Here is a 24,722-nt window from a genome sequence, read left to right on the forward strand (position 1 = left end):
GCTGCTTTTGGGCTAACGGTGGCTCAACCCCACCGCTTCAGAAAGATCAGACAACTGGTGTTCATCCAACTTCGCCAGCAGCCCCTTCAACAGTCGCTTCACCATCCAGGGACCTTCATAGATCCAACCCGTATAGACCTGCAGCAGGGTGGCCCCGGCGGTAATTTTCTCCCAGGCGTCCTCGGCGGTAAAGATACCCCCTACTCCCACAATCGGTAGGGTCCCCTGGGTACGGTGATAGATGTGGTGGATCACCGCCGTCGATCGCTGTCGCAGGGGGGCACCGCTAATGCCCCCCGCCTCTTGGTCGATGGGGTTACCGGTCTGGGGCAGTACCTGGGTTTTTAGACCCTCCCGGGCGATGGTGGTATTCGTGGCAATGATGCCCGCCAAGCCGTGGGCCTGGGCCAGGTCTACCACGGCATCAATGTCAGCCCAGGCTAGATCCGGGGCAATTTTCACCAGCAGGGGTTTAGCCGCTGTGTTCTCTTGCTGCAAGGCTGCCAGGATTGGCGCGAGTTGGTCTGTGGCTTGCAGCGATCGCAGCCCCGACGTATTTGGGGACGACACATTCACCACAAAGTAGTCCCCATAGGGGTATAGCTGCTGAAAGCTAAAGCGATAGTCAGCGGCGGCATCGGCCAGCTCCGTCAGCTTCGACTTACCCAGGTTAATACCCACCGGAATGGCCGGACGTTGATCGGGCCAGTGGGTGGCCAGGCGCTGGGCCAGGGCCGCCGCCCCTTGATTATTAAAGCCCATGCGGTTGAGGGCAGCATTGTCCTCCACCAGGCGAAACAGGCGGGGCTTGGGGTTGCCCGGCTGGGCTAAGCGGGTGACGGTACCCAGTTCAGCAAAACCAAATCCCATCAAGGGCCAGGCCAAGGCCGCTTCCCCATCTTTATCGAACCCGGCGGCCAAGCCCAGGGGGTTGGCAAAGGTCAGCCCCCAACAGGTTTGCCTCAAGCGCGGATGCTCACAGCACAGCTGCTGCCGTAGCCATCGCTGCCGTTGTTCAGCCCAGGTTTTGCCCAAGCCATTGGCCGGAATAGGCTGACCGAGCCACGCCAATGTAGCGATCACGGTGCCATGCAAGCTCTCGGGGTCAAGCTTGAGCCCAGAAAAAATCAGTGGACGGACAAATTGGCGGTAGGGATCTGTCACGGCATGGGGGTGGTAAATGCCAACGACGGCCGGGTACACTAATGTTAAGGCTGGGCAAGTTGGAACATCTCCTTACCCTGCCCAGGAGCACACATGGCTTGCCTTAATCACAACTCCCCATGGGGGGGTGGGCAGCGGTGCCTCTTGTGCCTGGCCCTTCTCCATTAAAGCAGTCCTGGGGAGCCTTCGGGTCAGGACTGAAGGGCATCGGGCTCTAACTTTGGGTGCCATCATCTACAGTATTGCTACCGTCATAGCTTGGGTCTTACCCGATGGGTAGGTAGTTTTCATGGGTTCATCGGTAATTGGGCTGCCAGCACCAGGTTTGGGCCTGTGCCCCTTGGTTGGCTGGTCTACCCATGGCGCCAACCCATTGATTTGAACCTATGATGCCTACAGGAACAATCCGGCAGATGGCTGGTAGTCCTGGGAGCTAACCCGCAGCTCCCCAGGGTCAAGCTATGCTTTTTCCTATCTTGCAACCGAGGAGATCGCTGACGCCGATGGCGCAATCGTACCCCACCGACCCCCCTTATGATCAACAGATGATGTCGTTGTCCCGCATCCTCAAGGCGTTGCGGGGGGCAACCACTGCGGCAGAAGCGATCACCCTGGCGTTAGACCATGTGCATCAAGAGCTAGATTTTGAAGTGGCTTGGGTGGGGCTTTACGATCGGATCAATCATCGACTGCTAACCAAGGGCTGCCACAGCCCTAAGCAAATGCGCTCTATTCGCACCATTGTCAACCTCACCCCAGGGGATGTGATGGAGCAAGCGGTGGTGCAGCTGCGTCCCTTGATTGTGGCTGATTTACAAAACGAAATTCGGGCTGGGGAGTGGGGGGCGATCGCCAAGCAGTTGGCGTTGCAAAGTGCGATCATTTTTCCGATCAAGCGTCAAGAGGTGTGTTTCGGGCTGCTGCTGCTGGCGTCCCCCGCCTGGGGTAAAACCGCATCCTTAGGGGAGCGATCTTATTTGGCGATTATTACCGGTGGCCTAGCAGAAGTCCTGCACCACTTTGAGGCTGAACAGCAACGCCAACAGGCCAAGCGGTTAGAACAGCCGCTATTGAATCTGCTGGGCAAGTTTGGCCAACTGCCAGACACCGACAGCCAAATTCGCGATTTAGTGCACGAAACCCAGCGTTTTATTGCCCCTACCCGCACTCGCGTCTTTTGGTTTGAGCCCAAAGGCAACTATTTCTGGCAACGCTGGCCCAGCCATTCAACCGCCATCACCGAAGCCGGGGCCAAGACCCTGCAGATTGCTGTTGAGGAGGTTCGTGGCCTTTATCAGGCTCTGGCTAATCAGCAATTAGTGGTGGTGGGTGCAAGTCGAGGCGCCCACAAGGCGATCGTGCCCGATCGGTTGATGCAGCAGTTTAAGGCCCAGTCGTTGATGGTCGCCCCCATCACTCGCCAGGGGGATCTGGTGGGCTTCTTGGCGGTGGAAGGAAACGCACCGCGTATCTGGCAGCCGGGGGAAAAGCAGTTTTTATTGGGGGCGGCTCAATTGTTAAGTCTGGCCATGCCCCTGGCAGCTAACCAAGACCTGGTGCGCCAGGTCAAACTAGACCAACACCTGACCACGGGGATGATCCAAGGCATCTACGGCGATGTGGATTGGCACCAGACCCTAAACCACTGTTTCCAGGTGCTGCGGGATCGCCTGGGGGTACAACAGTTTTTGGTCCTGCTGTTTAACCCCGATCGCAATGGCTATGATCTTTGTTTTCAAAGTCAGGCCAGCCGCCCCCGCAGTGTGCCGATGCTGTGGCCCTGCCTGGATGATGTGGACTGGCAAATGCTAGAACGTAGCCCAGCCGCTATTTCCATTGATAATCTGGCCCAAGACCTGAAGCTAATGGCCTGGCGTCCCTATCTGCTGGACCTGGGCACCCAGGCGGTGCTGGCGGGCAATGTGGCCCCTGGCAATGCCCCAGAAGGCATCGTCATGATTGGCGATCGGATCAGCCGACAATGGACCTCCGAGGAGCGGGGTCTATTTGAGTCCATGGCTCGGCAAATTGGCGTCATTCTGCACCAGTGGCAACTGCAACGGCAGTTGGATCAACAACAGCACATTTATGAGTCCCTGCAATGGGGGCTGCAAGCACTGCATCGGGGCTTTCAACCCGAGCAGTTAGAACAAACGACCCTGCGCCATATCCTGCAACTGCTGCAAGGGGCGATGGTACTGCTAGTGAGCTGGCAACCCGGGGATAGTGTGGCCACCATCAGCCAAGTGATTAACCAGGACAGCAGCATGGGGGTAGATACCCACCACCCTATCCCCATCGGATCTGATGCCTTGCTCAATTGGGCCATGCAGACCGATGGCGTCCTACCCCTGAAGGCGGCTGACCTGCCAGAGCCAACCCAAGCCTGGTTTCAGGTCCCCGCCAGCTGTCGGCTGCTGGTTACAGCCCTGAAAACGGCCCCCTCTCACTGGGTGACGGGGGTAGTGGTGGCAGTATCCCTGCCCCATCGTCAGTGGGGGAGCCACCACAGCACCATTTTTAAGTTGCTGACCGGCCAAATGGCCTGGTCACGGCGGCACTTAGCCGCTACCAACATGTTGACCCAACAGCGCCAAGACCTGGAGCAACTTAACTGGTACAAACATCACTGTTTAGATGGGATCTACGACCAACTCGCCCAGATTAGTCAGACCCTAGAGGACCTACAAGATCGCCAAGCCCCCCGTCCTCCAGATCAACTCGGGCCAGATCAACTGGGTCCACTGCATAGCCAGATCCAGGCCCTAATGACCGACGCCAGGCAGGTGCTGGATCAGGAGCGCTGGCAACTACAGCAGGCGTATCAAACCACCCCTCTGATTAGCCTGCTCAATCGCCTGATGGAACGGGTTAAGCCCGTATTTGAACGGCGTCAGCTCTGGTCTAAGGTGCACCACGACAGTAATGCCATTTTAGGTGGAGACCTGGCCAAGATAGAGTTGATGCTCTATGACGTGATGACGGCCGCCTGCGATCGCTCTCCCATCGGTGGCCGGATTGATGTCTGGTGTCGGGGGCTGACCGCAGATTGGTTAGAGCTATCCATTACTGATGATGGCCACTGTCCACCGGGCTTACTGGAGGAACTCAACCAGGGGCAGCCCATGGATGTGTTAGCCCCATCCAGCTTAGACGAGCCCCCTGGGCTACACCTGGCAATTTGTAAGGGGCTGATCGACCAACTGGGGGGAGAGATCAGCTTTTCCACCCTGGACGATGGCCGCACCCACAGCCGGGTACTGCTGCCCCTGGCCACTTACACCGAGCCCAAGAAGCAGCGCCACCGAATCGGCCCTCAGCTGAATGACGCCGGGAATGACGCGGCCCCATCCAACCAGTTACTAGCCCAGGAGGACAGCTTCTAAGCTCCCCATTGACCAGGGCCAGGGGTTAGTACTGCCTGGCAGCAATATGACCACCGTTGCTGAGGGTGCCAGGTATAGGCATCCCCTCCTGGGAGGGGTGCCCGGAGGGCGGGGTGGGTCCTTCAGACTTGATTGACCCACCCCTACCCACTTCGACACGTTGCCCCTCCGGGGCCGCTACGCGCTAGCGAAGCCATGCCGCAGGCTATACAGCGCAGGCCTCCAGAGGAGGGGATTTCGGACCCTGAAGATGCTAGGCCTCTCTAACTATCTACCCTAGATCAAAACCCGACGCTGCACTAATCGAGGGTCGGCGGTAAGGCAGCGGTCGCGACGGTAGGGGCGATCGCGCTACTTTGCAGCATCGGGGTTTGCACCACCGCCTGGTTGGCCAGGGTAAACAGCGGGTTAGACAAAATCCCCGCCAGGGAGGTGGCCACCACCGCCAAAATTAAACTCACCTGCATGGGGCGCAGCCCAGGCAAATCCCAGCGGATAGCGGGATAGCCCTTGACCGCATCCGACATTTCTTGGGGCTCTTTCACCACCATCATCTTGATCACTCGGATGTAGTAGTAAATCGAAATCACGCTGGTGACAAGACCCACCAGCACCAGACCGTAGGCCCCAGCTTGCCAGCCCGCCCAAAAGATGTAGATTTTGCCAAAAAAGCCAGCCATCGGTGGGATTCCCCCCAGTGATAGCAGACAAATGCTCAGTGCCAAGGTGATCAGGGGGTCCTTTTGGTAGAGCCCGGCATACTCGCTGATCTGGTCAGTGCCTGTGCGCAGGGAAAACAGAATCACACAGGTAAAGCCCCCCAGGTTCATGAACAGGTACACCAACAGGTAATACAGCATGCTGGCATAGCCAGCGTCGGTGCCCACCACCAGGCCAATCATTAAAAAGCCCGCCTGGCCAATGGATGAATAGGCCAGTAGGCGCTTCATGCTGGTTTGGGCCAGGGCCACCACGTTACCCAGCACCATACTCAAGATCGCCAGGGCGGTAAACACAAAGTGCCATTGTTCTGACACCAGGGGAAAGGCGGTGACCAGCAGGCGAATGGCCAGGGCAAAGCCAGCGGTCTTAGACCCCACCGACAAAAAGGCCACCACCGGAGTCGGCGACCCCTCGTACACGTCCGGGGTCCACTGGTGAAAGGGAACGGCGGCAATTTTAAAGGCGATCCCCGCGATCACAAACACCAGGGCCACCACTAAGCCAATCGGGGCATCACTGCCGTCAGACAGAATTTGAGTCGCGATCGCCCCCAGGCGAGTTTCCCCACCGGACAGCCCATACAACAAAGAGGAGCCATAGAGAAAGATGGCTGAACTGGCGGAACCAATCAACAGATACTTCAGGGCGGCTTCATTGGAACGGGGATCGCGCTTCATGTAACCCGTCAGCAAATACGACGAGATACTCAGGGTTTCCAGGGCCACAAAGATGGTGACCAGGTCACTCGCCCCGGACAGAAACATGCCCCCCAGGGTGGCAGTTAATAAAATCACCATGAACTCAGCCAAGGACGTGCCCGACTGTTCCACATAGCGAATGGACATGGGCACCGTCACCGCCGCTGACAGCACAATAATGGCGCGGAAGGCCACACTCAGGGTGTCGGCGTTGAACGATCCCAAAAAGCCGATGGGGTCCGCTAAGGTCCACTGAAAAGCCAGGGCGACCACTGATCCCAGACAACCTGCGATCGCGACATAGGGCGTCCAACTCGAGGATGAGCGTCCCTGAATCAAATCCCCCACCAGAATCACCAGGATGGTAGCCAGCACAATTCCTTCCGGCAAAATAGTGCCGACATTGAGCTGAGCCCCAAGGTTAACCAGATCCATGCGCGCTTACCCCTTGACGTAAACTAAACCGTTTAAAAACGCTGAATTCTACAAGACTGTACGAGTGATTATGCACGAGCCATTGTGTACCTGTGTAGGTTACCACAAGCGCTTCAACGGCTGATGGCCTTAACCCTTTCAAATTGATTGGCCACAACCCCTTTATCCTAAGGCATTGACCTGGTTATGGTTAAGCTGTCTCGGCAATCCGCTGCCGTTAAGTTGACCCACCCCTGCCGACTTCAACCCATTACTCCTCCTTCAACCAGCCTAGGACATCGCCTGGGGTCGCTGCGCGAACGACGATTAACCTGGACGCTTTTGGGCAAATTGGTTTATCAATAGAGTCAGTGGTCCATGGGATCAATCAGGACTGACAGAGCTGCCTACTGCTGATCAAGTTGTCCCTATTACCATCCCTCCAGGCATGGCTAGGATTGAGCTTGGCCAATGGTCGGCTATCGGCGGCTTCTTTAGCCACTCATCCATGGCAGCAACCCATAACGGCAATAATTAAGTTTCTCTAGAAAATCTGGGCAACTGACCCAAAAGGGTGGAGTAGAGTGTTAAACACTGGGTAACCCCAAATCTAGATTTTGCGGCCGCTCAGGCTTTCTATCTGGTCCCTAAGTTGCTTGAGGAAGCGGGTTCAAGCCCCTGAATTCAGTCATCTTCAGGGAATAACCGACTCAGTTTCAGTAGTTCAGTGGGTTTTGGGCCTACTGATATCAGTGTTAAGGTTCAGTGTTATTAGTTTTAGCTACAGATACTGCTTCCAGCTAACCATCATCGATAAATAACTGTTTAAGACGCTCTGCCAGCCCTATGTCAACCCTTGTCATTGTTGAATCGCCGACTAAAGCTAAAACCATCCGCAACTACCTGCCCCGGGGGTATCGGGTGGAGGCGTCTATGGGGCATGTGCGAGATTTGCCGCGATCGGCCAGTGAAATTCCGGCCAAGGTCAAAGGGGAGAAGTGGGCTCAGCTGGGGGTAAACCCAGAAGCAGACTTCGAGCCGCTGTACATTGTCCCCAGCGACAAAAAGAAGGTGGTTAAGGCTCTCAAGGATGCCCTGAAGCAGGCAGACGAGCTAGTTCTGGCCACTGACGAAGACCGAGAAGGGGAAAGTATCAGCTGGCACCTGCTGCAAGTGCTGAACCCCAAGGTGCCTACCAAGCGCATGGTGTTCCATGAAATCACCCAAGAGGCGATTCAGGCGGCCCTAGACAACTGTCGCGACATTGATGACCAACTGGTCCATGCCCAAGAGACCCGGCGGATCCTTGATCGGCTGGTGGGGTATACCCTATCGCCGTTGCTGTGGAAAAAAATTGCCGGGGGACTTTCCGCCGGGCGGGTACAGTCGGTGGCCGTGAAGGTCGTGGTCAACCGTGAGCAGGAACGCCGTGCCTTCCGCCAGGGGTCCTATTGGGATCTCAAGGCCACCCTGCTGAAACAGGCCAATGCCAAACAGACCAACGCCTTTGAAGCCAAGCTGCATACCTTGGGTGGGGTTCGCCTGGCCACTGGCAGCGACTTTGACGAATCCACGGGCCGGATTATCGAGGGGCGTCAGGTGGTCTTGCTGGACGAAGTCCAGGCCCAGGAATTACAGGGGCGACTGCAGGCCAGCCCCTGGACGGTGAGTGGTTTAGAGGAGCGTCCAGCCACCCGCAAGCCCGCTCCCCCCTTCACCACCTCCACCCTGCAGCAGGAGGCCAACCGCAAGCTGCGCCTGTCGGCCCGCGACACCATGCGGGTAGCCCAAAACCTCTATGAACAGGGCTATATCACCTACATGAGAACCGACTCGGTGCACCTGTCCCAGCAGGCGATCGAGGCAGCTCGGGCCTGTGTCACCAGCAAGTATGGCACCGAGTATCTAAGTCCCAAACCCCGCCAGTACGCCACTAAGGCCAAGGGTGCCCAAGAAGCCCACGAAGCCATTCGCCCCGCTGGTAGTACCTTTAGGACTCCCCGGGAAACTGGCCTGAGCGGTCGGGAAGCGGCCCTCTACGACTTAATTTGGAAACGCACGGTGGCCAGCCAAATGGCAGAGGCTCGTCAAACCCACATTACCGTTTCCATAGAGGTAGACAACGCGGTTTTTCGCGCCACCGGTAAGCGGATCGACTTTCCGGGGTTCTTTCGGGCCTACGTGGAGGGATCTGATGACCCAGATGCCGCCATCGAAGACCAGGAGGTGTTATTGCCAACCCTGGCCACCGGAGATGCGGTTGACTGTTCTGATCTGCAGGCGATTGGTCACGAAACCCAACCCCCAGCTCGCTTCACTGAAGCGACCCTAGTCAAAACCCTGGAAAGCGAGGGCATTGGCCGTCCCAGCACCTATGCCACCGTCATCGGCACTATCATCGATCGCGGCTATGTGCGTCTGGTCAACAATAGCCTGATCCCCACGTTCACGGCCTTTGCGGTCACCGACCTGCTAGAAAAGAACTTCCCGGACTTGGTGGATGTACACTTCACGGCCCGCATGGAGCAAACCCTGGACGATATATCCACCGGGGAAGCGGAGTGGCTGCCCTACCTGAAGACCTTCTATGCCGGAGAGCAAGGGCTGGAACACCAGGTGCAGGAGCGGGAAGCCCAAATCGACCCGGCCGAAGCCCGTACCGTCCGCCTCAACGACCTGGAAGCTAAGGTGCGGATTGGCCGCTATGGACCCTATGTGGAAATTGATGGGGAAGAGGGCTCGGTCAAGGCTTCAATTCCGGTGGATGTGCCCCCAGCCGACTTAGACGCCGACCAGATCGAGCGCATCATCAAGCAAAAGGTGGAAGGTCCCGACAAAGTGGGGCTGCATCCAGACACAGGGGAACCGATTTATTTACGGATTGGTCCCTATGGCCCCTATGTCCAGCTGGGGGATAATAGCGACGATAACCCGAACCCGAAGCGGGCTTCTTTGCCTAAAGGGATGCAACCGGAAGAGGTCACCCTGGAGAAAGCGGTGGGGCTGCTGCGGTTGCCCCGAGCCCTAGGTCATCACCCTGACACCGGAGCCCCGATTAAAGCAGGACAGGGGCGGTTTGGTCCCTACATTGTTCATGATCAGGGCAAGGAAGGTCGCGACTATCGCTCGTTGAAAGGGGACGATGACGTTTTGACCGTCACCCTAGAACGAGCCCTGGAGCTCTTGGCCCAGCCCAAGGCCAGTCGAGGGCGACGTAAGGCGGAACCCTTGAAAACCCTAGGCAACCACCCCGACGACAACGAGCCCATAGGGGTCTTCAATGGCCCCTATGGCCACTATGTGAAGCATGGTAAAGTCAATGCCTCAGTGCCGGAGGGAACTGAAGTCGACACCATTTCCTTAGAACAGGCCCTGGAGTGGATCAACGCCAAGGCTGCCACGAAAAAGACTAAGGGGAAGGGAGGCCGTAAATCCAGTTCAACCGGTCGGACCACGAAGACCGCTGCCGCCAGTAAAACCACAGGGACCAAGAAAAAATCGACCAAAGCCAGTGGCACGAAAGCCAGTGGTACGAAAAAATCAACCCGCAAGTCCACCTCTAGCAAAGCCCAGAAAACGGACTAGTACCGCAAGACAGAAGAACGAAGACAGAAGAACGAAAAGGAATCCAAGACACACAAGGGGTTCCGCCTGAGCAAACAGGCAAGTTACTTCTGCCTCAGAGTACGAGTACTCTGAGGCAGAAGTCGGCCAGCCACTTTTGATAAGTGGGTGGACAAAATCAGTAGGTGGACAAAAATAAAGGGCTCAATGTTGCTGGTTTCGACTCCGCTCAACCAGCGATGAGGCCTGTTCGCAAAGCGGCTCCGGAGGAGTAACGGAGTCGATGAGGCCTGAGCGGAGTCGAAGGCCGGATCAAGGATCAGTCAGTCATTGTGTCCATGTACTTACCTGACACCTAAAACCTGACAAACCCGCCCCTGCCTACTTCGACAGGTTACCCCTGCTTCGACAAGCTCAGGACATGATCTGGGGTCGCTGCGCGAACAGCACAGGCCTCCCAGGAGGGAATTCTGTCACCTAAAACCTGACAGCTTCAACAACGGTGATTAGGGCGATCGCGCCCGCCGCCAAGCACAGACCCTTAGTAGACAGTTCCACGATACCGACGGACAGCTTTACCTGAGGCTAGACGATCAGCCTCCCTTGGCTTAGGTAGAGTACTGGTTGCTACCGTCGGAGGCGGTGTAAACAGGCTCTTAGGTGAGGCTTTCCCATTGCTGTTGGCCCGATCTCCCTCTAGGGGGGCGGTCCCTGACGTCACCCAGCTGATGTCATTCAGAACATCATGTTTGGCCCGATCTGGGCCGAGGCTAGGGGCTTCAGAGGGCGACGATGCCTTACCATTAGCTGATTCTAGTTGTTTCATGGGCTCGGACACGGCAGGGTTGTGGCCGTTGGCCCTTGGCACTGCGCCAGAGGGGGCACCTAGAGCCGGCTGGGCCGCACGCAGCTGACGACGAATGTTCAGCAGGACGGTGAGTAAGGCCTTTTCATCCAGGAAGGGATGTTCTAAGGCGCTCAGAATACACCGCATATTATCGGCGGCGCTGCTCATTAAGTTATCCCGTTGAAACCCCTCTAAAAAGTCCGTTGCTCCTTGCTGGGTGGCCCAACGCCGTTCGGTACTCGAAATTTCTAAATTGCGGAACCGAGTCAAGAAAATTGGCATCTTGGGGAAAGCGTCGCGACACCAACGACAGAATTCATAGGGATTGAGTTCTGAGGCTTCTGCATCCAGGATGATCACATCCGGTAGGGTAAGACCCGCCATGGCAATCTGGTTGATGCATTCAGCCAGATCAGCACTGCCGGGCTCTAGAATTACGGCCACTCTTTGAGATTTGAGCAAGGCCTGCCAGATTAACCCCTGAAGCCGATTAGACTGGACAATGAAGGCTAGTTTCTGTGGCGCATCCACGGTAGTTGTAACCCCTTAGCGTGTGTCTAACGTAAGTCTAGGGAAGCCGCATCATACCCAACTGGCACTGCGATCGCCAACTTAAGCATCAGCTCATTAACAAAGCTTATGCCAGAATCACCATCATTCCCAGGCATTGGCAGCTTGCCTATGTCTTGATGTCCCATATCTTATAGGGCGGTTAACTTAGGAAGATGCCACCTGTGCTACACAACACAAATTTAAGCAATGATGTCGTCAGGCCTAATGTTCCGGATACCCAGTACTGCTAAAAGTATAGGGAAGGCTAACGGTTTTGGATATGCCTGAGGTTGGGGGCTAAGGCTCGATAGCCATCAGTCCCAACGGTAGCGGCGCAGGTAGGGATGGGGGCCTGATCAGAACTGTGGGGCAATCATTTATTAATTTATGAAGATTCTATGCCTTGCGATATAAATTTAAGGGGAGGCTTACCCCTGGGTTATCGTTACCCCTGACTAGGTTGTTAGACTTGATCTCTAGTCGTGTGGATAAGTCGTATGAATAGCCATGTTGCCCCTTAGCCCTCTCGACTGCTTGGTGATTCCGTTTAGCGATTCCGAATTCCGAATATAGTCATGTCGAATGGCTGACTTAACCTGCAAACAGCATTTGTGGACCTGTTGTGGCCGTTAAAGATTCCCCCAAACCCTCCTCTGCACCCGTTGCCAAACCCCAGTACCAGCCACTGGTTTATCTGGTTGAAGATGAAACCCAGACCGTGGTCAACTGGGCCCATGGGGTGGCCCAATCGGACGACACCTATTTTCATCGGGGGCAGCGCCTGGCCCGCCGCCTGGGGGTCCACTATCGGCGGGATGGCCTTACCGAGTTTGGCTTTTGGACCCCAGAGCTGATGGCCGACGTGATTCAGTCAGAGCGGACGCTGGAACTGGAAATTTTGACGCCCCTACAGCCAATTAATTTCAGTCAACCGCAACAGACGGTGTCTTTTCAGCGCGATCGCATTCCGGTCATGCCCCAGGGGGAATTTGTCTGGGCCGTTGTGGCTGGGGTAAAGCCGGGAAGCCGCGATCGCGCCGGTAGCTTTTACTGGTTACGCTATGTGGATGCCGAAGGTCGGCTGCACTCCATCCGTGACCCCCTGGCCTATTCCTTGCCCTATGGGGTTTTTGCCCCCGCCGAGGTCTATGACATGCGGCGGTTACAGCAGCAGCGGGCCGACCTCGGTTACTTTCGTCGCACCGCCGCCCCCAAGGGCCGGGTGGAAGTGGAAATTCCCCGGGTGCCCACCCCCACCAACATTCTGCAAATTCATCCCAAGACTGCATCCCCCGAAGGCACCCTGGAAGGGTTAACCAAGCTTTTCAAGCAGATCTCAGACAAGTTGGCCGTTGGAGAAGCGCTAACCGCCGCCGAGGCCGCCTACAGCGGCTACGATGCCGTCCAGTTGCTACCGGTGGAACCCACCATCGAATATCGGCGAGAAGACACCAATATCGAGCACGAGTTCTTCGCCATCGTTGAAGGGGATGGGGATGACAACACCCCCTTCACCGTTACCCTGCGCAAGCCCAATACCCAAAACTGGGGGTATGATGTGCCCATTCTGGGGTCGGCGGCCACTAACCCAGCGGTGCTAGGCAGTCTGCGCCCGGATGAGGTGGTGGACTTTATCGCCACCCTGCACAACTTTTCCCAGGGGCCAATTCACCTGATCTACGACCTGGTATACGGCCACGCCGACAACCAGGGCCTAGAACTGCTAGGGCAGCAGTTTTTCAAAGGCCCTAACATGTACGGCCAGGACTTGAACCATCAACTGCCCCAGGTGCGGGCGATTTTGCTAGAAATGCAGCGGCGTAAGCTGAACACCGGGGCCGATGGCATTCGGGTAGATGGTGGTCAAGATTTTCGCTTTTTTAACCCCCTCAGTGGCCGGGTGGAGCAAGACGATGTCTACCTGTTGGCCATGAGCGACGTGGTCCAAGACATCTACGGCTACCGGCGGTTGATGTTTACCATTTTTGAAGACGGTCGCCCCTGGCCCGAACCAGGCTGGGAAGAAAAATCCACCTATCTGGAATTGGCCGAAGCCAAACCGGGTGCCTTTCAGTGGGGCCCGCTGGTATTTGCCCATAACACCCCCACCCTGAAGGGGTTCTGGGACCGCAAGTGGCGGCGGGTCTGTGAAGTCATCTTTCAGGGAGATCACTGGATTACCGGCTGTGGTAACCACGACACCGTGCGCCGGGGCAACCAAATCGACCTGGATGCTAACATCAACTGGAATTTAGGGGACACCCTGCCCCAGGTTCTCAACCGGGCCTACAACAATCCGGCCACCCTGCTATGGGTGCATGGTTTTAGCCCAGGTCTGCCCATGGACTTTCTAAATGCCAGCCTGGAAACCCCCTGGGGCTTTTTCCGCAACACCGACGACCGCTATGGCGTGAAGGTGGTATCTGAGGAGGTGGGTTTCTTGGATTGGCAGATCGAGCCCGATCTCTACCAGCAGCCCCAGGCCTTCCCCCAGCTGAAAGCCCTAGGGTTTGAAACCCTCGATCAGCTAAAGGGCTTTGCCCGAGCCCTGCGGGACGCCATGGTAGAAACCGACTACAACCTGGAAGAGGTAGCCCAGATCTGTCAGCACTGTCTGGGGGAAAATGCTGACAAAGGCATTTGTGAAGTGCCCTCTCTAGAAGAACTAAACCAGCCAAGCCTGCCTCGGTTCTTGGCCACCTTAAATGTGCCCAAGCTGAAGCAGTTTGCCATGGCGTTCATGGAAGATGGCCATGATATCTGCAATGTCGGTCACTATTTTGATACCGCTAACCTTGACACCTGCACCTTTGGACTGGCCCTGCGTCAGTTTCGTCGCCAAAACCCCTGGCTGCGGGACAATCTGACAGGCCGCGATCGCTTCAACCGCATCAGCGACGACGAGCGCACCATTTTCTATGGCTACCGCAGCCAGCCCCACCCCCCCAGTGATGCCACCCCCCAAGAGGTGGTGATGTTGGCCCACATGGGCGGCGACCCGATGACTGTCAGCCCCGGCGACTGGCTACAGTTGGATATTGATCGGTGGCAGGTGGCGTTGGCCAGCCCAGGGCTGAAGCTGACTGGCAAAAAGGCCCTTCACAGTTTTGAGCTGAAGGACAGCCAAGGGTTATTGCTGGTGCCCAAAAGCCGCTAGTACACTAAGGCAGAAATCGACCTACTGTTCAGGATGCTTAAAATCCTGGCGCAGCAACAATTTTGCAGCTTGAACTTTGCATTTTGAATTCCGCGTAGCGGTACTAGTCATCCCCTGCAGGCATCTCCCGGCTATGGGGCGACAATTCTGGGGGTTGTTCAAAAAGCTGGTCTGCCTCTTCTAGGATAGTCTCTGGATCTTGATACTCCGCCTGCTGAATGTACTTGTACTTAAATTCTTCTAGGAGATCGTTCAGCAGCTGCCTCACCTCCGCCGAAGTCTCTTTGTCTTGGAGGCCTTGCCCCAGGGCAGCACGGAAATTCTGACTCAGCTGTTCGATGATCACCCGCCCCTCTTCATCGGCGTAGGATTCGGCCAAGACATCGCAGGTGGCCTGGGCCAAGTAAGTGGATAGACCGTCTAAGGCACCGTTGGGCATGGCGCTTAGACCCGGGATCTGTTTCAGGCCACCATAGATCTCGTTACGGGTGAGGGCACCCTTTAAGCTATGATGCAGCAGCTCCTGCAGATCGGGTTTTACCGTGGGCAGTGCCTGGTAAATGGCCAGCTGAATCAGGCGGTCACTCAGGCGATCGAACTTGCTGTCTGCTGTGGTGCCGACTTGAGAGGACTGCCACAGGCCGCCGAAATCACCGGTCTTGACGTTTTGCTGAGTTTGATTAACAAAGCGAACCAGCACAAATTTAGACACCCGGTCTGACAGATAAGCCGCTGGTTCATGGGTGATTTGGGCCAGCAGTTTCTCAATGTTCAGCAGCCCGCTATGGTGAAGTTTGACGGTGGTGGGTAAGATCCTCAACCAGCGCCATAGGGGCAACACTAGGGGGAGTTCGTACCATTGCCGGGCGATCGCATCTCCCCAACTAACGCCAGACCGGCGACGGCTCGTGCCATAGGTGCGCCCCAGCAGTTCGATACCAAAGATCACCATAAAAATCGAGTCGATGCGCCAAAACTCATCGACATACTGCCCCATCTCATTGATTTCCCGGTAGAAGTTGCGCTCCAGCAGCGGCCGGATCCGGCCTTGAAAAAATCCGATGGCGGGCTCCCAGCCCATCTCGGCTAAGTAATCCGCCTGCCAAAAGCGGGCAAGGGCTGCCTCCGCCGAAGAGGTCCCCACGTATCCCCGCAGGCGGCGCTTAAGCTTGGCGAAAACCGGCATCTGGTTCGATACCAGATAGGGATTTTCGCTAATTAGCAGGTGACTCTGGCCCCGCAAATCGATCAAAAGTGCCTGGGTTGAGGCCGACTCCAAGCCGGTTTGGGCAACGCTGTCGATCAGCTGATCGACAGCACGGAGGTAGTTCTGAGTCAGAGGTTGGGGCTCAATACCCAGTACTGGGTCGTAAAAATGTACAAGGGCTGGGGTGTAGCGTAGATAGAGCCCCCGCAGGGTGACGTAGCTGAGGTTAAAGCCGACTAGGGCAAGATTCACCAGCATCAAAATAGCCATTAGCTGATGCCAGCGTCTGCCCCAATTAATTGTATGTTCTGCCATGGAGGTCTTAATCTTAAGCGGCCGCTAAAAGAACCATAGCGAGCGCCTGCAACTGGCACATCAGTCAAAGTGCACAGCCACAACTCTTCCCATTGACAGAGTCATCTCCGGCCCTATGGACAAGTCTCCCATGCCTGCACCACGCATTGCTGATATGCCAACCCCAACGACTGGAGCGATCCCCCCTACCAGTGCCCCAGGATCTTCCACTATCCTGGGGCGACCTAAAGGCAGAACCCTGGACTCTGTACCGGCGTTCTAGTCATCCGGATGGATGCATGCCGGTAGGACGGGCAGCTTGTCCGTGCAGAGGTCTGCCTACCACTCCTGCAGATTTCACGATTCACGCAGGATCGCTATATACTGTGCTGACTATCGCTGCTTCTTGCAGTAGTCAATCCTTATAGAAATTCCAATTCCACGCCCCCGTGCTAACCCTAACTCGCCTGTTGCCCGCCGATGCCAGTGCTAAGGTGCTAACGACTTTATCCTTGACCGCTAGCCAGAGAACGCGATCGCGCCATCGGTTTTTAGCTGACGACGGCACTTCCCTCTATCTGAATTTGCCCCGAGGGACTGTACTGCGGGGGCAAAGTTTGCTCGGCGATGACCAGGGGACCTTGGTGCGGCTGTTGGCCAAACCCGAGCCGGTGATTGTGATTACGGGCCACAGCCCATTTGACTTGATCCGGGCCGCCTACCACCTAGGCAACCGCCACGTTCCCCTAGAGTTAGCCCCCGACACCCTTAAACTAGAGCCCGACCCCGTCCTGGAAGCGATGGTGCAGCAGTTGGGCGGTCTCACCCAAGTCCACGCCCACCTACCGTTTGAACCAGAGGCAGGAGCCTACCACCGTTCACCCCATGCCCATGCCCACAGCCATGGCTAACCCTCAAACCCTGTTAAAGCTAATGCAGCTGGTTAGTCCGACCCTACCGGTAGGGGCCTACAGCTATTCCGAAGGTCTGGAAACCCTGGTACAGCAGGGAATCATTGCTGAGGCTAAGACCCTCACCCCCTGGCTGCAACACGAGCTTAGCTTTGGTCTGGTGCGGGTAGATGCCAGCCTTTTGGTCCAGGCCCATGGTGCCGCCCTGGGGGAAGACTGGCCTGCCGTCGCCTGGGCTAACCAACAGCTATCGGCCCGGCGAGATAGCGAAGAAGGCCGTCAACAAAGTTGGGCCATGGGCCGTGCCCTAAGTCGCATGGCGGTACAGCTTCATCCTGACCTACAGCCCTGGTTTGCGGCAGCCGGTAGCCCCTGCAACTTTGCCATTGGCTTTGCCCTGCTGGCCAGCTACTGGGAGATTGATGCCGCCACCGCTGTACTAGGCTATCTGCATAGCTGGGCTAGCAACTTAATTACCGCTGCCGTTAAGCTCGTTCCCCTAGGCCAAACAGCAGGCCAGCAAATCTTGCTGGGCTTAACCGCCGATCTAGACGCCGCGGCCCAGGCCTGCCTAAGCCAAAATCCAGACGAGATTGAGCTGAGTAACTGGGGAACTAGCTTAGCCAGTATGCAGCACGAAACCCTCTACACCCGTCTGTTTCGTAGCTAAGGGTCGAGGCCCGCGCCATCTCCCCAGACCGCTGCCAGAAATTACCCTGGTAAGATTAAGAAACCGTTACATCTTTGACTATGGTTGCTGAACTGATTCCTCTGGCCCCGCCCAAACAAACCTGGTCCTGGCGCGGCCACACAATTACCTATACCGTGGCCGGTGCAGGGGATCCCCTGGTCCTGATCCATGGCTTCGGAGCTTCCCTGGGCCACTGGCGCAAGAATATTCCCAGCCTGGCCGAGGCCGGTTACCAGGTTTATGCCCTTGATTTGCTAGGGTTTGGTGACTCTGACCAACCGGCGATCGCCTATACCCTAGACCTGTGGCAAGCCCTGCTGGTTGATTTCTGGGAGGAGTTTATTCAAACCCCGACGGTGTTTGTGGGCAACTCCATCGGCGGTCTACTCACCCTGATGCTGCTGGCCAACCACCCAGATAAAGCCAAAGCCGGAGCGGTCTTGAACTGTGCAGGGGGTCTCAACCATCGTCCCGAAGAGCTACGCCCCCCCTTAACCTGGGTGATGGGGGCCTTTACCTGGCTGGTCAGTTCTCCCCAGGTGGGGCCTATCGTGTTTAATCAGGTGCGTCGCAAAGGCCGCATTCGCAGTTCCCTGCGGCAGGTCTACCGTAACCGGGCCGCCATCACCGACGACTTGATCGAGATGATCTACACCCCCGCCGCTAAACCAACCGCCCAAAAAGTGTTTGCCGCCATCGTCACGGCTCCCCCAGGACCTAAACCCACAGAACTCTTGCCCCACATTCAGCAGCCCTTACTGGTGCTGTGGGGAGAAAATGATCCCTGGACGCCGATTAAAGGGGCCGACATCTATCGCCAGCTAGCGGCAGACACCAATCGCCCCACCCCCGTCACCTTCCACAGTATTCCAGACACTGGCCACTGTCCCCATGACGAGCGCCCAGAGGTGGTCAACCCGTTGCTGGTTGATTGGCTCGCCGGTTTGGGGTGAGCCAGCCAATCGAGTGGACAGATTGGTGCTTTGGACCCATAGGGCTGCCCCATCCCTCGATCTGCTCATCAACCTACCCCCCATTCCCGTTACCGTTCCCCCCCAGGGCGGACACACGGGTCCGCCCCTACGTCTTTGAAAAACGAAAAACGAGAAAAACGAAAAGGGAAGAAGCCAAAAGCCAAAATCCAAAATCATCCCCCCGACCGGTGCATTGCGGCCCCAGGTTGACCACCAATGCCCAAACCCCGACTGCGAATGCACCCTATGATTTCAACTGGACCGGTGCATTGCGGCCCTAGGTTGGCGACCAATGCCCAGACCCCGACCGCGAATGCACCCTACGATTTCAAAATCCAAAATCCAAAATCCAAAATCCTCGTAAACCCACCCCTAGCCCCTCCCAAGAGGGGGACCGGACACCCCATCCCCCCACCTTCCCCATCCCCTAACCCCCCAACACCGCCTATGTCCTCCGCCTTCCTCCAAGAGCAACTCGATCGCTACTACCACCAGGTCAAGACCGTCATTTTGGCACGGCAGCATCCGGTCAGTGGTCTGCTGCCAGCCAGCACGGCGGTGAATACTCACGGTAACTACACAGATGCTTGGGTGCGGGATAACGTCTACAGCATTTTGGCCGTGTGGGGCGTGGCCCTGGCTTACCGCAAGCTGGACGACGACCTAGGCCGCACCGTGGAGCTCGAACAAAGTGTAGTGAAGCTGATGCGGGGGTTGTTGTTGGCGATGATGCGCCAGGCCCACAAGGTAGAGCGATTCAAAGAACGCCAGGCCCCCCTGGAAGCTCTCCATGCTAAGTATGACACCGCCAGTGGCGCGCCGGTGGTAGCAGACGATGAATGGGGCCATTTACAGCTTGACGCCACCTCTGTGTTTCTGCTGATGTTGGCCCAGATGACCGCCTCTGGGCTGCATATCGTGTTTACCCAGGACGAAGTCAACTTTGTCCAAAGTCTGGTGTATTACATCGGTCGGGCCTACCGCACCCCAGACTACGGCATTTGGGAGCGAGGCAACAAACTGAACCACGGCAAACCCGAACTCAACGCTAGCTCCGTCGGGATGGCCAAAGCGGCTCTAGAGGCCCTGCGTCAGACCAACCTATTTGGTATGCGAGGCGGGCAGTCCTCCATCTTGCATGTGCTGACCGATGAAATTGCCCGGGCGCGCATTACGTTGGAGTCTCTGCTGCCTCGGGAATCCGGTTCAAAGGAAGTCGATGCAGCGCTGCTAAGCGTTATTGGCTTTCCGGCCTTCGCCATTGAAGACGCTGATCTGGTGCGCCTGACCCGCCAAAAAATTGTAGACAAGCTACAAGGCCCCTATGGCTGCAAGCGGTTTCTGCGGGATGGGCATCAAACGGTGCTGGAAGACACTACCCGGCTACACTATGAGCCAGAAGAACTGAGACAATTTGAGCATATTGAATGTGAGTGGCCTCTGTTTTTTACCTATCTGTGGCTAGACAGTCTGTTTGCAGGGGATCTGCACCAAAGTCAGTTTTACCAACAGCGTTTAGAAAGCTTAACCGTCGAGCGGGCTGGCGTTGCTTTGCTGCCTGAACTGTATTATGTGCCTGAAGATAAACTCGATTTAGAGCGGCAAAAACCCGGTAGTCAAACTCGCCTTGCCAACGATAACTTGCCTTTGGTGTGGGCTCAAAGCCTTTATATTCTGGGACAGCTGTTGCACGATGGCCTGATTAAACCGGGGGATATTGACCCCTTAGGTCGCCATTTAACCGTAGGCAAAGAGCGCTACCCGATGGTGCAGGTGGCTCTGTTAGCCGAAGATAAAGCCCTGCAAGCGGAGTTGAGTAACTGTGGCTTACCCACCGAAACCCTAGAGGAAATCGACCCAGTCCAGGTGTTTCCGGCTAGTGAGTTATCGGCTATCTATGCTGAAATTGGTAAAAATGAGCGGCTAGGGCTCAGTGGTCGACCGGTGCGCCGCTTGCGCAGTCTCACGACCTCGCGCCTCTTTCGCATTCGGGGAGAGTCGGTAGTCTTTTTACCGTCGTTTTTAGACCAACAGCGATTTTATCTCACCCTGGACTATCACTTTTTAGTGGCTCAAATTCGTAGCGAACTAGCTTACATCTATGACCACTGGCGCGAACCAGGACGGCCAACGGTGACCCTACTGCTGACCCATGCGATGTTTCAGTTGGGACGCAAACCCATTTACGAATCCCCGTTACTGAAACTGATGAAAGAGTTGCTGAATGGCCGCTGTGACCACGTGCCCGTGAAGTTAGGCCCATTGCATCAGTTGATGATGACCGCCAGTGAAGAGCGGGTAGACAATGTGAATAACTACCAAGTGAGTAGCCCAACCGCTGGCTATAACACCCTCTGGACGGCCTATTTGGGGTTTGAGCCGGGTCGGGATGCCCCCCTGTCGCTACTAGAAGAGTTTGACCTGGAGCAAGAAACCGATTTAGAGCGGTTGTTGGCCCAATTGCGCGAGTCTAGTAACAGTTACGAGCAAATTGAATTGCTAAGTACGCTTAAACATCTGGGGGGACTGACCTTTGACACGGGCTTGGGGGGACCCACCCAGACGGTGACCGTGGCGGACCTGTTGACTGAAATCTATGCCAAGGCCAGCCAACTCGAACAGTGGGATATTTTGCGGCGGGCCGCAGGCCTGTTAGAGAAAGCGGATATCACCCTGTCGGATGCGGTCACCGAGCTATTGGTGCGTCAACAGCAAATTTCTGTGGGTAAGGCCTATAACGAAGACTCGTTGATCACGGAACCCATGTCCCATGGGGAGATCGTGGAGAAAATTCGCAGGTTCTGTGGCGATGATGTGCGCGATCATGTGATTACCCAGGAAATTTTGATTGATCTGAGTATTTTGATCAAAGCGGAGCCGATGCTATTTGATGGGCTACTGACCCTGCGGATTGGGTATTTGCTGCTGTTGATCACCAGTGAACTGGCCCGCGAACAGAACATACCGCAGGATGAAGCCTATAGCCAACTGCTGAGCCTCAGTCCTTATGCTGTAAAAATGCGCCTGCGCCAGGTGTTGGCTGGGTTTAGTGGACTGAATCAAACCATCTTTCAGCGGGAATCTTTGCACGTTAAACCCCTGAGCGTGATTAATTGGCAGGTGGTCCCCGCCGATATTGAAGCTGGCCTGACAGAGCCTGATCAACCGGAGCAAGACTGGTGGCGCAAACGGATGATTGATGGGGAAATTGCTCGCCTACCGGAGGAGTTTTACAGTCGAGTCTGGGACGTACTGAAGCACTCGAAGGGAATTGTGATTGGTAATAAGTTCGATCGCAAAAATCGGTTAGACAGCGATCGCATGCTCTCGGAAATGACCCCAGGGGAACAGAACTTTGCCCTGCGCATTACCCACCTGCTCAACAAAATTCAAGCCCCAGAGTACCGCCATGTGAACCTAGAAGCCCTGCGGGAAATGGGGGAAATTTTCAAGGTCAACCCCGACCTGTACTTTGAAGACTATATCTACCTGGACGTGCTGATTGGTCACGCGGTACGCCTGGCCTGGCTGGACCAACAGCCCCAGCGAGCCGGCACCTACGAAACCGATAAAGCAGCGGCCTGGCAGTCCTTTTACCAACTGCCACCGCCCCAGTGCGCCACCTATATTTCGATGGCACTGCAATTTTTGACCATACTGGGCGAAGCCGAGGATCAAGAGGTGGAGGTCGTGGCAGAGACCGCCCCTCAGCGGTAACGGGTTCAGCCAGCCCGTTAGTGCAGCGTCAAGTCTTGAATTTAGGGTTAGCAGATGTAGAGATCTAGTGGCATCAAGGTCCGTAATCCCCTCCTTTGGAGGGGTAGGGGTGGGTCAAGCAAGCCCGCAGGGACCCACTCCGCCCTCCGGGCACCCCTCCGCGGGAGGGGATGGTAAGTCCTGATGTGTTGAAGCAACCTACCTAAAGATCAAAGGCTTTTGTAGAGCGCTTACCCTAATTGTTAGGCTTGATAGACCACTAGTCAGAAGCAATGGCTAGATCTGACTGCAGCGAGAGAGGCGCAGCATCATGGCATCAAGCATGGCCACATCGGCAAACCCTGCCCCCCGGCCAGTGCCAAAGCCCCCCACCCGCCAGGAGTCTTGCCAGGCCAATTGCCAGTACCACAGGGCTGGTAGATGACCGGGGGGGGCATCCAGACTAAAGGTCAAAAAATTGTAGAACTTAAAAAAGGCGAGGGGTCTTGGGAAGCCCACCATCAGCCAACCTACCGCCTGACAGAACGGATGGGGGTTGAAGGGATTAAACACATCGGTAGTGTCAAACTCGGGGGAGAGGGCCTGGTAAAGCTGCTGCTGTACCGAAAAGCCAAACTGGCCCCGGCTGGCCTCGACCCATAGATGGTTAATGCTGTGTAGGGTCTGGCAAGGGATTTGGGCGATCGCTTCTGGGCTAAGACTACTATTTTCTGGTTGACCCACGGCATCAAGTAATAGCGACTGGGTCACCTTATCGGCCGCCTGCCATTCTTCGGCCATCAACAGGTCATTCAAGTCCATCAGGGACCAGTCGGACTGCAAGGAAGTGGTCACCATGCGCTAAACTCCCTGCGTTCGGGATAAAGGGCCGAAGGCGGGAAGCGGTTGCCCTAGGGAGAAACATTTGTCCAGGTGCAAAAACATGGCTTCAACCACTGAATCGCTAACCTCGTAACCACTTTCTAGGCTGGGACAGCACCATCGCCAGGTGGGCAAATGCCCGGCCGGTGCGCCCAGGTTAAACTGTAGCTGCGTATAGGCCTTTAATCCCCGGTTTAAGCTGACAGTATTACCTCGCCAGGCCAACAGCTGTAAAAAATCCAGGGGACGGCGATCTACCTCGTAATAGGCTTGCTGCTGAGCCTTAAAGCCAAATTTACCCTGGCTGTAGCGACTCCAGAGTTGGTCAATGGTAGACAAATCAACACAGGGCAGTTGCAGGATAGCGTCGCGGTCCAGGGGCTCCATATTCTGTCGCAGGGCTTTTAGCACTATATTTTCAGTTTCTTCATCCGCCTTTTGCCAGGCTTTTTCCCACAACAGTTGGCGCAGACGGCTGTAGTCCATGCCTATGGCCGAGTCAATGCGGCCATAGAGTTCGCTGCGAATGGTTTCTTCAAATTGGCTGGCTTCTTCGGCAGAAATGTGCCAGATCTGGCGGGCCTGTTCTAACCGACCCTGGTCAAAGGTCAAAGGATACAGGTTATTTTGTAGCGCCTGGCGCACCATCTGTTGGTACTGGTCCAGGTGCTCTTGACGAGACCCTTGTTGTCGCTCTGCCGCCGCCTGCCGCTGCTCTGCTTCGGCTCGCCGCTGGGCCGCCTCGGTCTCGGCAATTTGTAACTGGCGAATGGCTTCCGCTTCCGCTTGAATTTGCTGCAGCTGGTCCTGGTAGATGCCCCAGGCCTCTGGCTGAGGTAGCCCCAGGTTGTCGGCTAGTTCCTGGAGCACGGCCCAGGTGTCATCGGCCAGGGGGGACTGGCGGGCCAATTCGACCATCAACACCTCTTGAAACCGCTGACGTTTGGCTTTTAGGGTTTTGTAAGGCCCCAGGGCCTTAGCTTTCAGCTGTTTAGCCACGGCTTCGTCTAAATTCAGGCGCTGGCGCAGTACCTCCAGTACGGCATCCTCGGCGGGGGAAATTTCCCCCTGAGTGCGGCTATAGGCTTCGGCTTTGGCCAGATAAATGCTGTCTGGGGGCAACAACGCCTCAGCGGCGGCCAGAATGCCATAGAGGTCTTCGGACCGATAGGTTTGAATTTGTAGCTTGGTTTGGCTGTACTGAATTAGCACAAGGGTGTTGAGCGGGCGATGGTCGAGGCGATCGCAGAGTCGCTTTAACAGGGCAGGCAGGCGATCGGGGGGCAGATCAAAACTAACCCCATCTCGCATCACCTGCTCAGCCCGGCTGATGGTTGAAAAACTAAAACGGGTCTTTTCTAGCCCATTCAGGTCAAGGATGTCCGCTTGTAGATAGTGGACTTCCTCAGCCATCTCTTTGGGGGTTAACTCGGGCTCAACTAATTTAATCCAAATCTTAAGCCTGAGGGGTGATTCAGTATCCCTGACCATTGGACTGTTCATTCAAACCTAGGGGACTAGCTAACTTATAACAGACTTATACTGATACCTTGGTTATGATT

General features: G+C 56.1%; 13 protein-coding genes. 7 read left to right on the plus strand and 6 right to left on the minus strand.

Annotated elements, in window-relative coordinates; all coding sequences use genetic code 11:
• Positions 1 to 12: 12 nt before the first annotated feature.
• Complete coding sequence (locus E1H13_RS06855) at positions 13 to 1,164, minus strand: quinone-dependent dihydroorotate dehydrogenase (RefSeq protein ID WP_169612664.1); 1,152 nt, start codon at positions 1,162 to 1,164, stop codon at positions 13 to 15.
• 503 nt (positions 1,165 to 1,667) lie between these two features.
• On the opposite strand from E1H13_RS06855, the gene E1H13_RS06860 reads away from it, so the two are divergent.
• Positions 1,668 to 4,550 carry a GAF domain-containing protein gene (locus tag E1H13_RS06860; protein ID WP_169612665.1) on the plus strand — a complete coding sequence of 961 codons (2,883 nt, stop codon included), beginning with the start codon at positions 1,668 to 1,670 and terminating at the stop codon, positions 4,548 to 4,550.
• A 299-nt stretch (positions 4,551 to 4,849) separates the two neighbouring features.
• On the opposite strand, the gene E1H13_RS06865 is transcribed toward E1H13_RS06860, so the two are convergent.
• Positions 4,850 to 6,406, minus strand: a complete 1,557-nt coding sequence (locus E1H13_RS06865; RefSeq protein WP_169612666.1) for an NAD(P)H-quinone oxidoreductase subunit N — start codon at positions 6,404 to 6,406, stop codon at positions 4,850 to 4,852.
• Positions 6,407 to 7,231: 825 nt separating this feature from the next.
• Here E1H13_RS06865 and topA point away from each other — a divergent pair.
• Positions 7,232 to 9,970 carry a type I DNA topoisomerase gene (gene topA / locus E1H13_RS06870; protein ID WP_169612667.1) on the plus strand — a complete coding sequence of 913 codons (2,739 nt, stop codon included), beginning with the start codon at positions 7,232 to 7,234 and terminating at the stop codon, positions 9,968 to 9,970.
• Between the two features lie 520 nt (positions 9,971 to 10,490).
• Here the strand turns inward: topA and E1H13_RS06875 are convergent.
• On the minus strand, positions 10,491 to 11,327 hold the full coding sequence (locus tag E1H13_RS06875) for a response regulator (protein WP_206070144.1): 837 nt from the start codon (positions 11,325 to 11,327) through the stop codon (positions 10,491 to 10,493).
• A 706-nt stretch (positions 11,328 to 12,033) separates the two neighbouring features.
• On the opposite strand from E1H13_RS06875, the gene gghA reads away from it, so the two are divergent.
• The gene (gene gghA, locus E1H13_RS06880) at positions 12,034 to 14,505 is read left to right on the plus strand and encodes a glucosylglycerol hydrolase (RefSeq protein ID WP_169612684.1); all 2,472 of its coding nucleotides are present in this window, start codon (positions 12,034 to 12,036) and stop codon (positions 14,503 to 14,505) included.
• Between the two features lie 103 nt (positions 14,506 to 14,608).
• Here gghA and E1H13_RS06885 read toward each other — a convergent pair whose 3' ends face one another.
• Positions 14,609 to 16,027, minus strand: a complete 1,419-nt coding sequence (locus E1H13_RS06885) for a hypothetical protein (RefSeq protein WP_169612669.1) — start codon at positions 16,025 to 16,027, stop codon at positions 14,609 to 14,611.
• A 428-nt stretch (positions 16,028 to 16,455) separates the two neighbouring features.
• On the opposite strand from E1H13_RS06885, the gene ureE reads away from it, so the two are divergent.
• From ureE to E1H13_RS06905, 4 genes are all read left to right on the plus strand, one after another.
• Positions 16,456 to 16,917, plus strand: coding sequence for an urease accessory protein UreE (ureE, locus tag E1H13_RS06890; RefSeq protein ID WP_169612670.1), 462 nt, complete (start codon positions 16,456 to 16,458; stop codon positions 16,915 to 16,917).
• A complete protein-coding gene (locus E1H13_RS06895) occupies positions 16,892 to 17,587 on the plus strand; it encodes an urease accessory protein UreF (RefSeq protein WP_240966507.1) in 696 nt (231 codons plus the stop codon). The genes ureE and E1H13_RS06895 overlap by 26 nt, the downstream gene beginning before the upstream one ends.
• Before the next feature lie 80 nt (positions 17,588 to 17,667).
• Entirely contained in the window at positions 17,668 to 18,561 is an 894-nt protein-coding gene (locus tag E1H13_RS06900) for an alpha/beta fold hydrolase (protein ID WP_169612671.1), read from the plus strand.
• Between the two features lie 468 nt (positions 18,562 to 19,029).
• On the plus strand, positions 19,030 to 22,299 hold the full coding sequence (locus E1H13_RS06905) for a glycoside hydrolase family 15 protein (protein WP_169612672.1): 3,270 nt from the start codon (positions 19,030 to 19,032) through the stop codon (positions 22,297 to 22,299).
• A 276-nt stretch (positions 22,300 to 22,575) separates the two neighbouring features.
• On the opposite strand, the gene E1H13_RS06910 is transcribed toward E1H13_RS06905, so the two are convergent.
• Positions 22,576 to 23,136 (minus strand): GUN4 domain-containing protein, encoded by a 561-nt coding sequence (locus tag E1H13_RS06910; protein ID WP_169612673.1) that lies wholly within the window; start codon positions 23,134 to 23,136, stop codon positions 22,576 to 22,578.
• Between the two features lie 3 nt (positions 23,137 to 23,139).
• Complete coding sequence (locus tag E1H13_RS06915; protein ID WP_206070146.1) at positions 23,140 to 24,663, minus strand: GUN4 domain-containing protein; 1,524 nt, start codon at positions 24,661 to 24,663, stop codon at positions 23,140 to 23,142.
• Between the last annotated feature and the right edge of the window lie 59 nt (positions 24,664 to 24,722).

This window comes from Nodosilinea sp. P-1105 (assembly GCF_012911975.1).
GTDB lineage: Bacteria > Cyanobacteriota > Cyanobacteriia > Phormidesmidales > Phormidesmidaceae > Nodosilinea.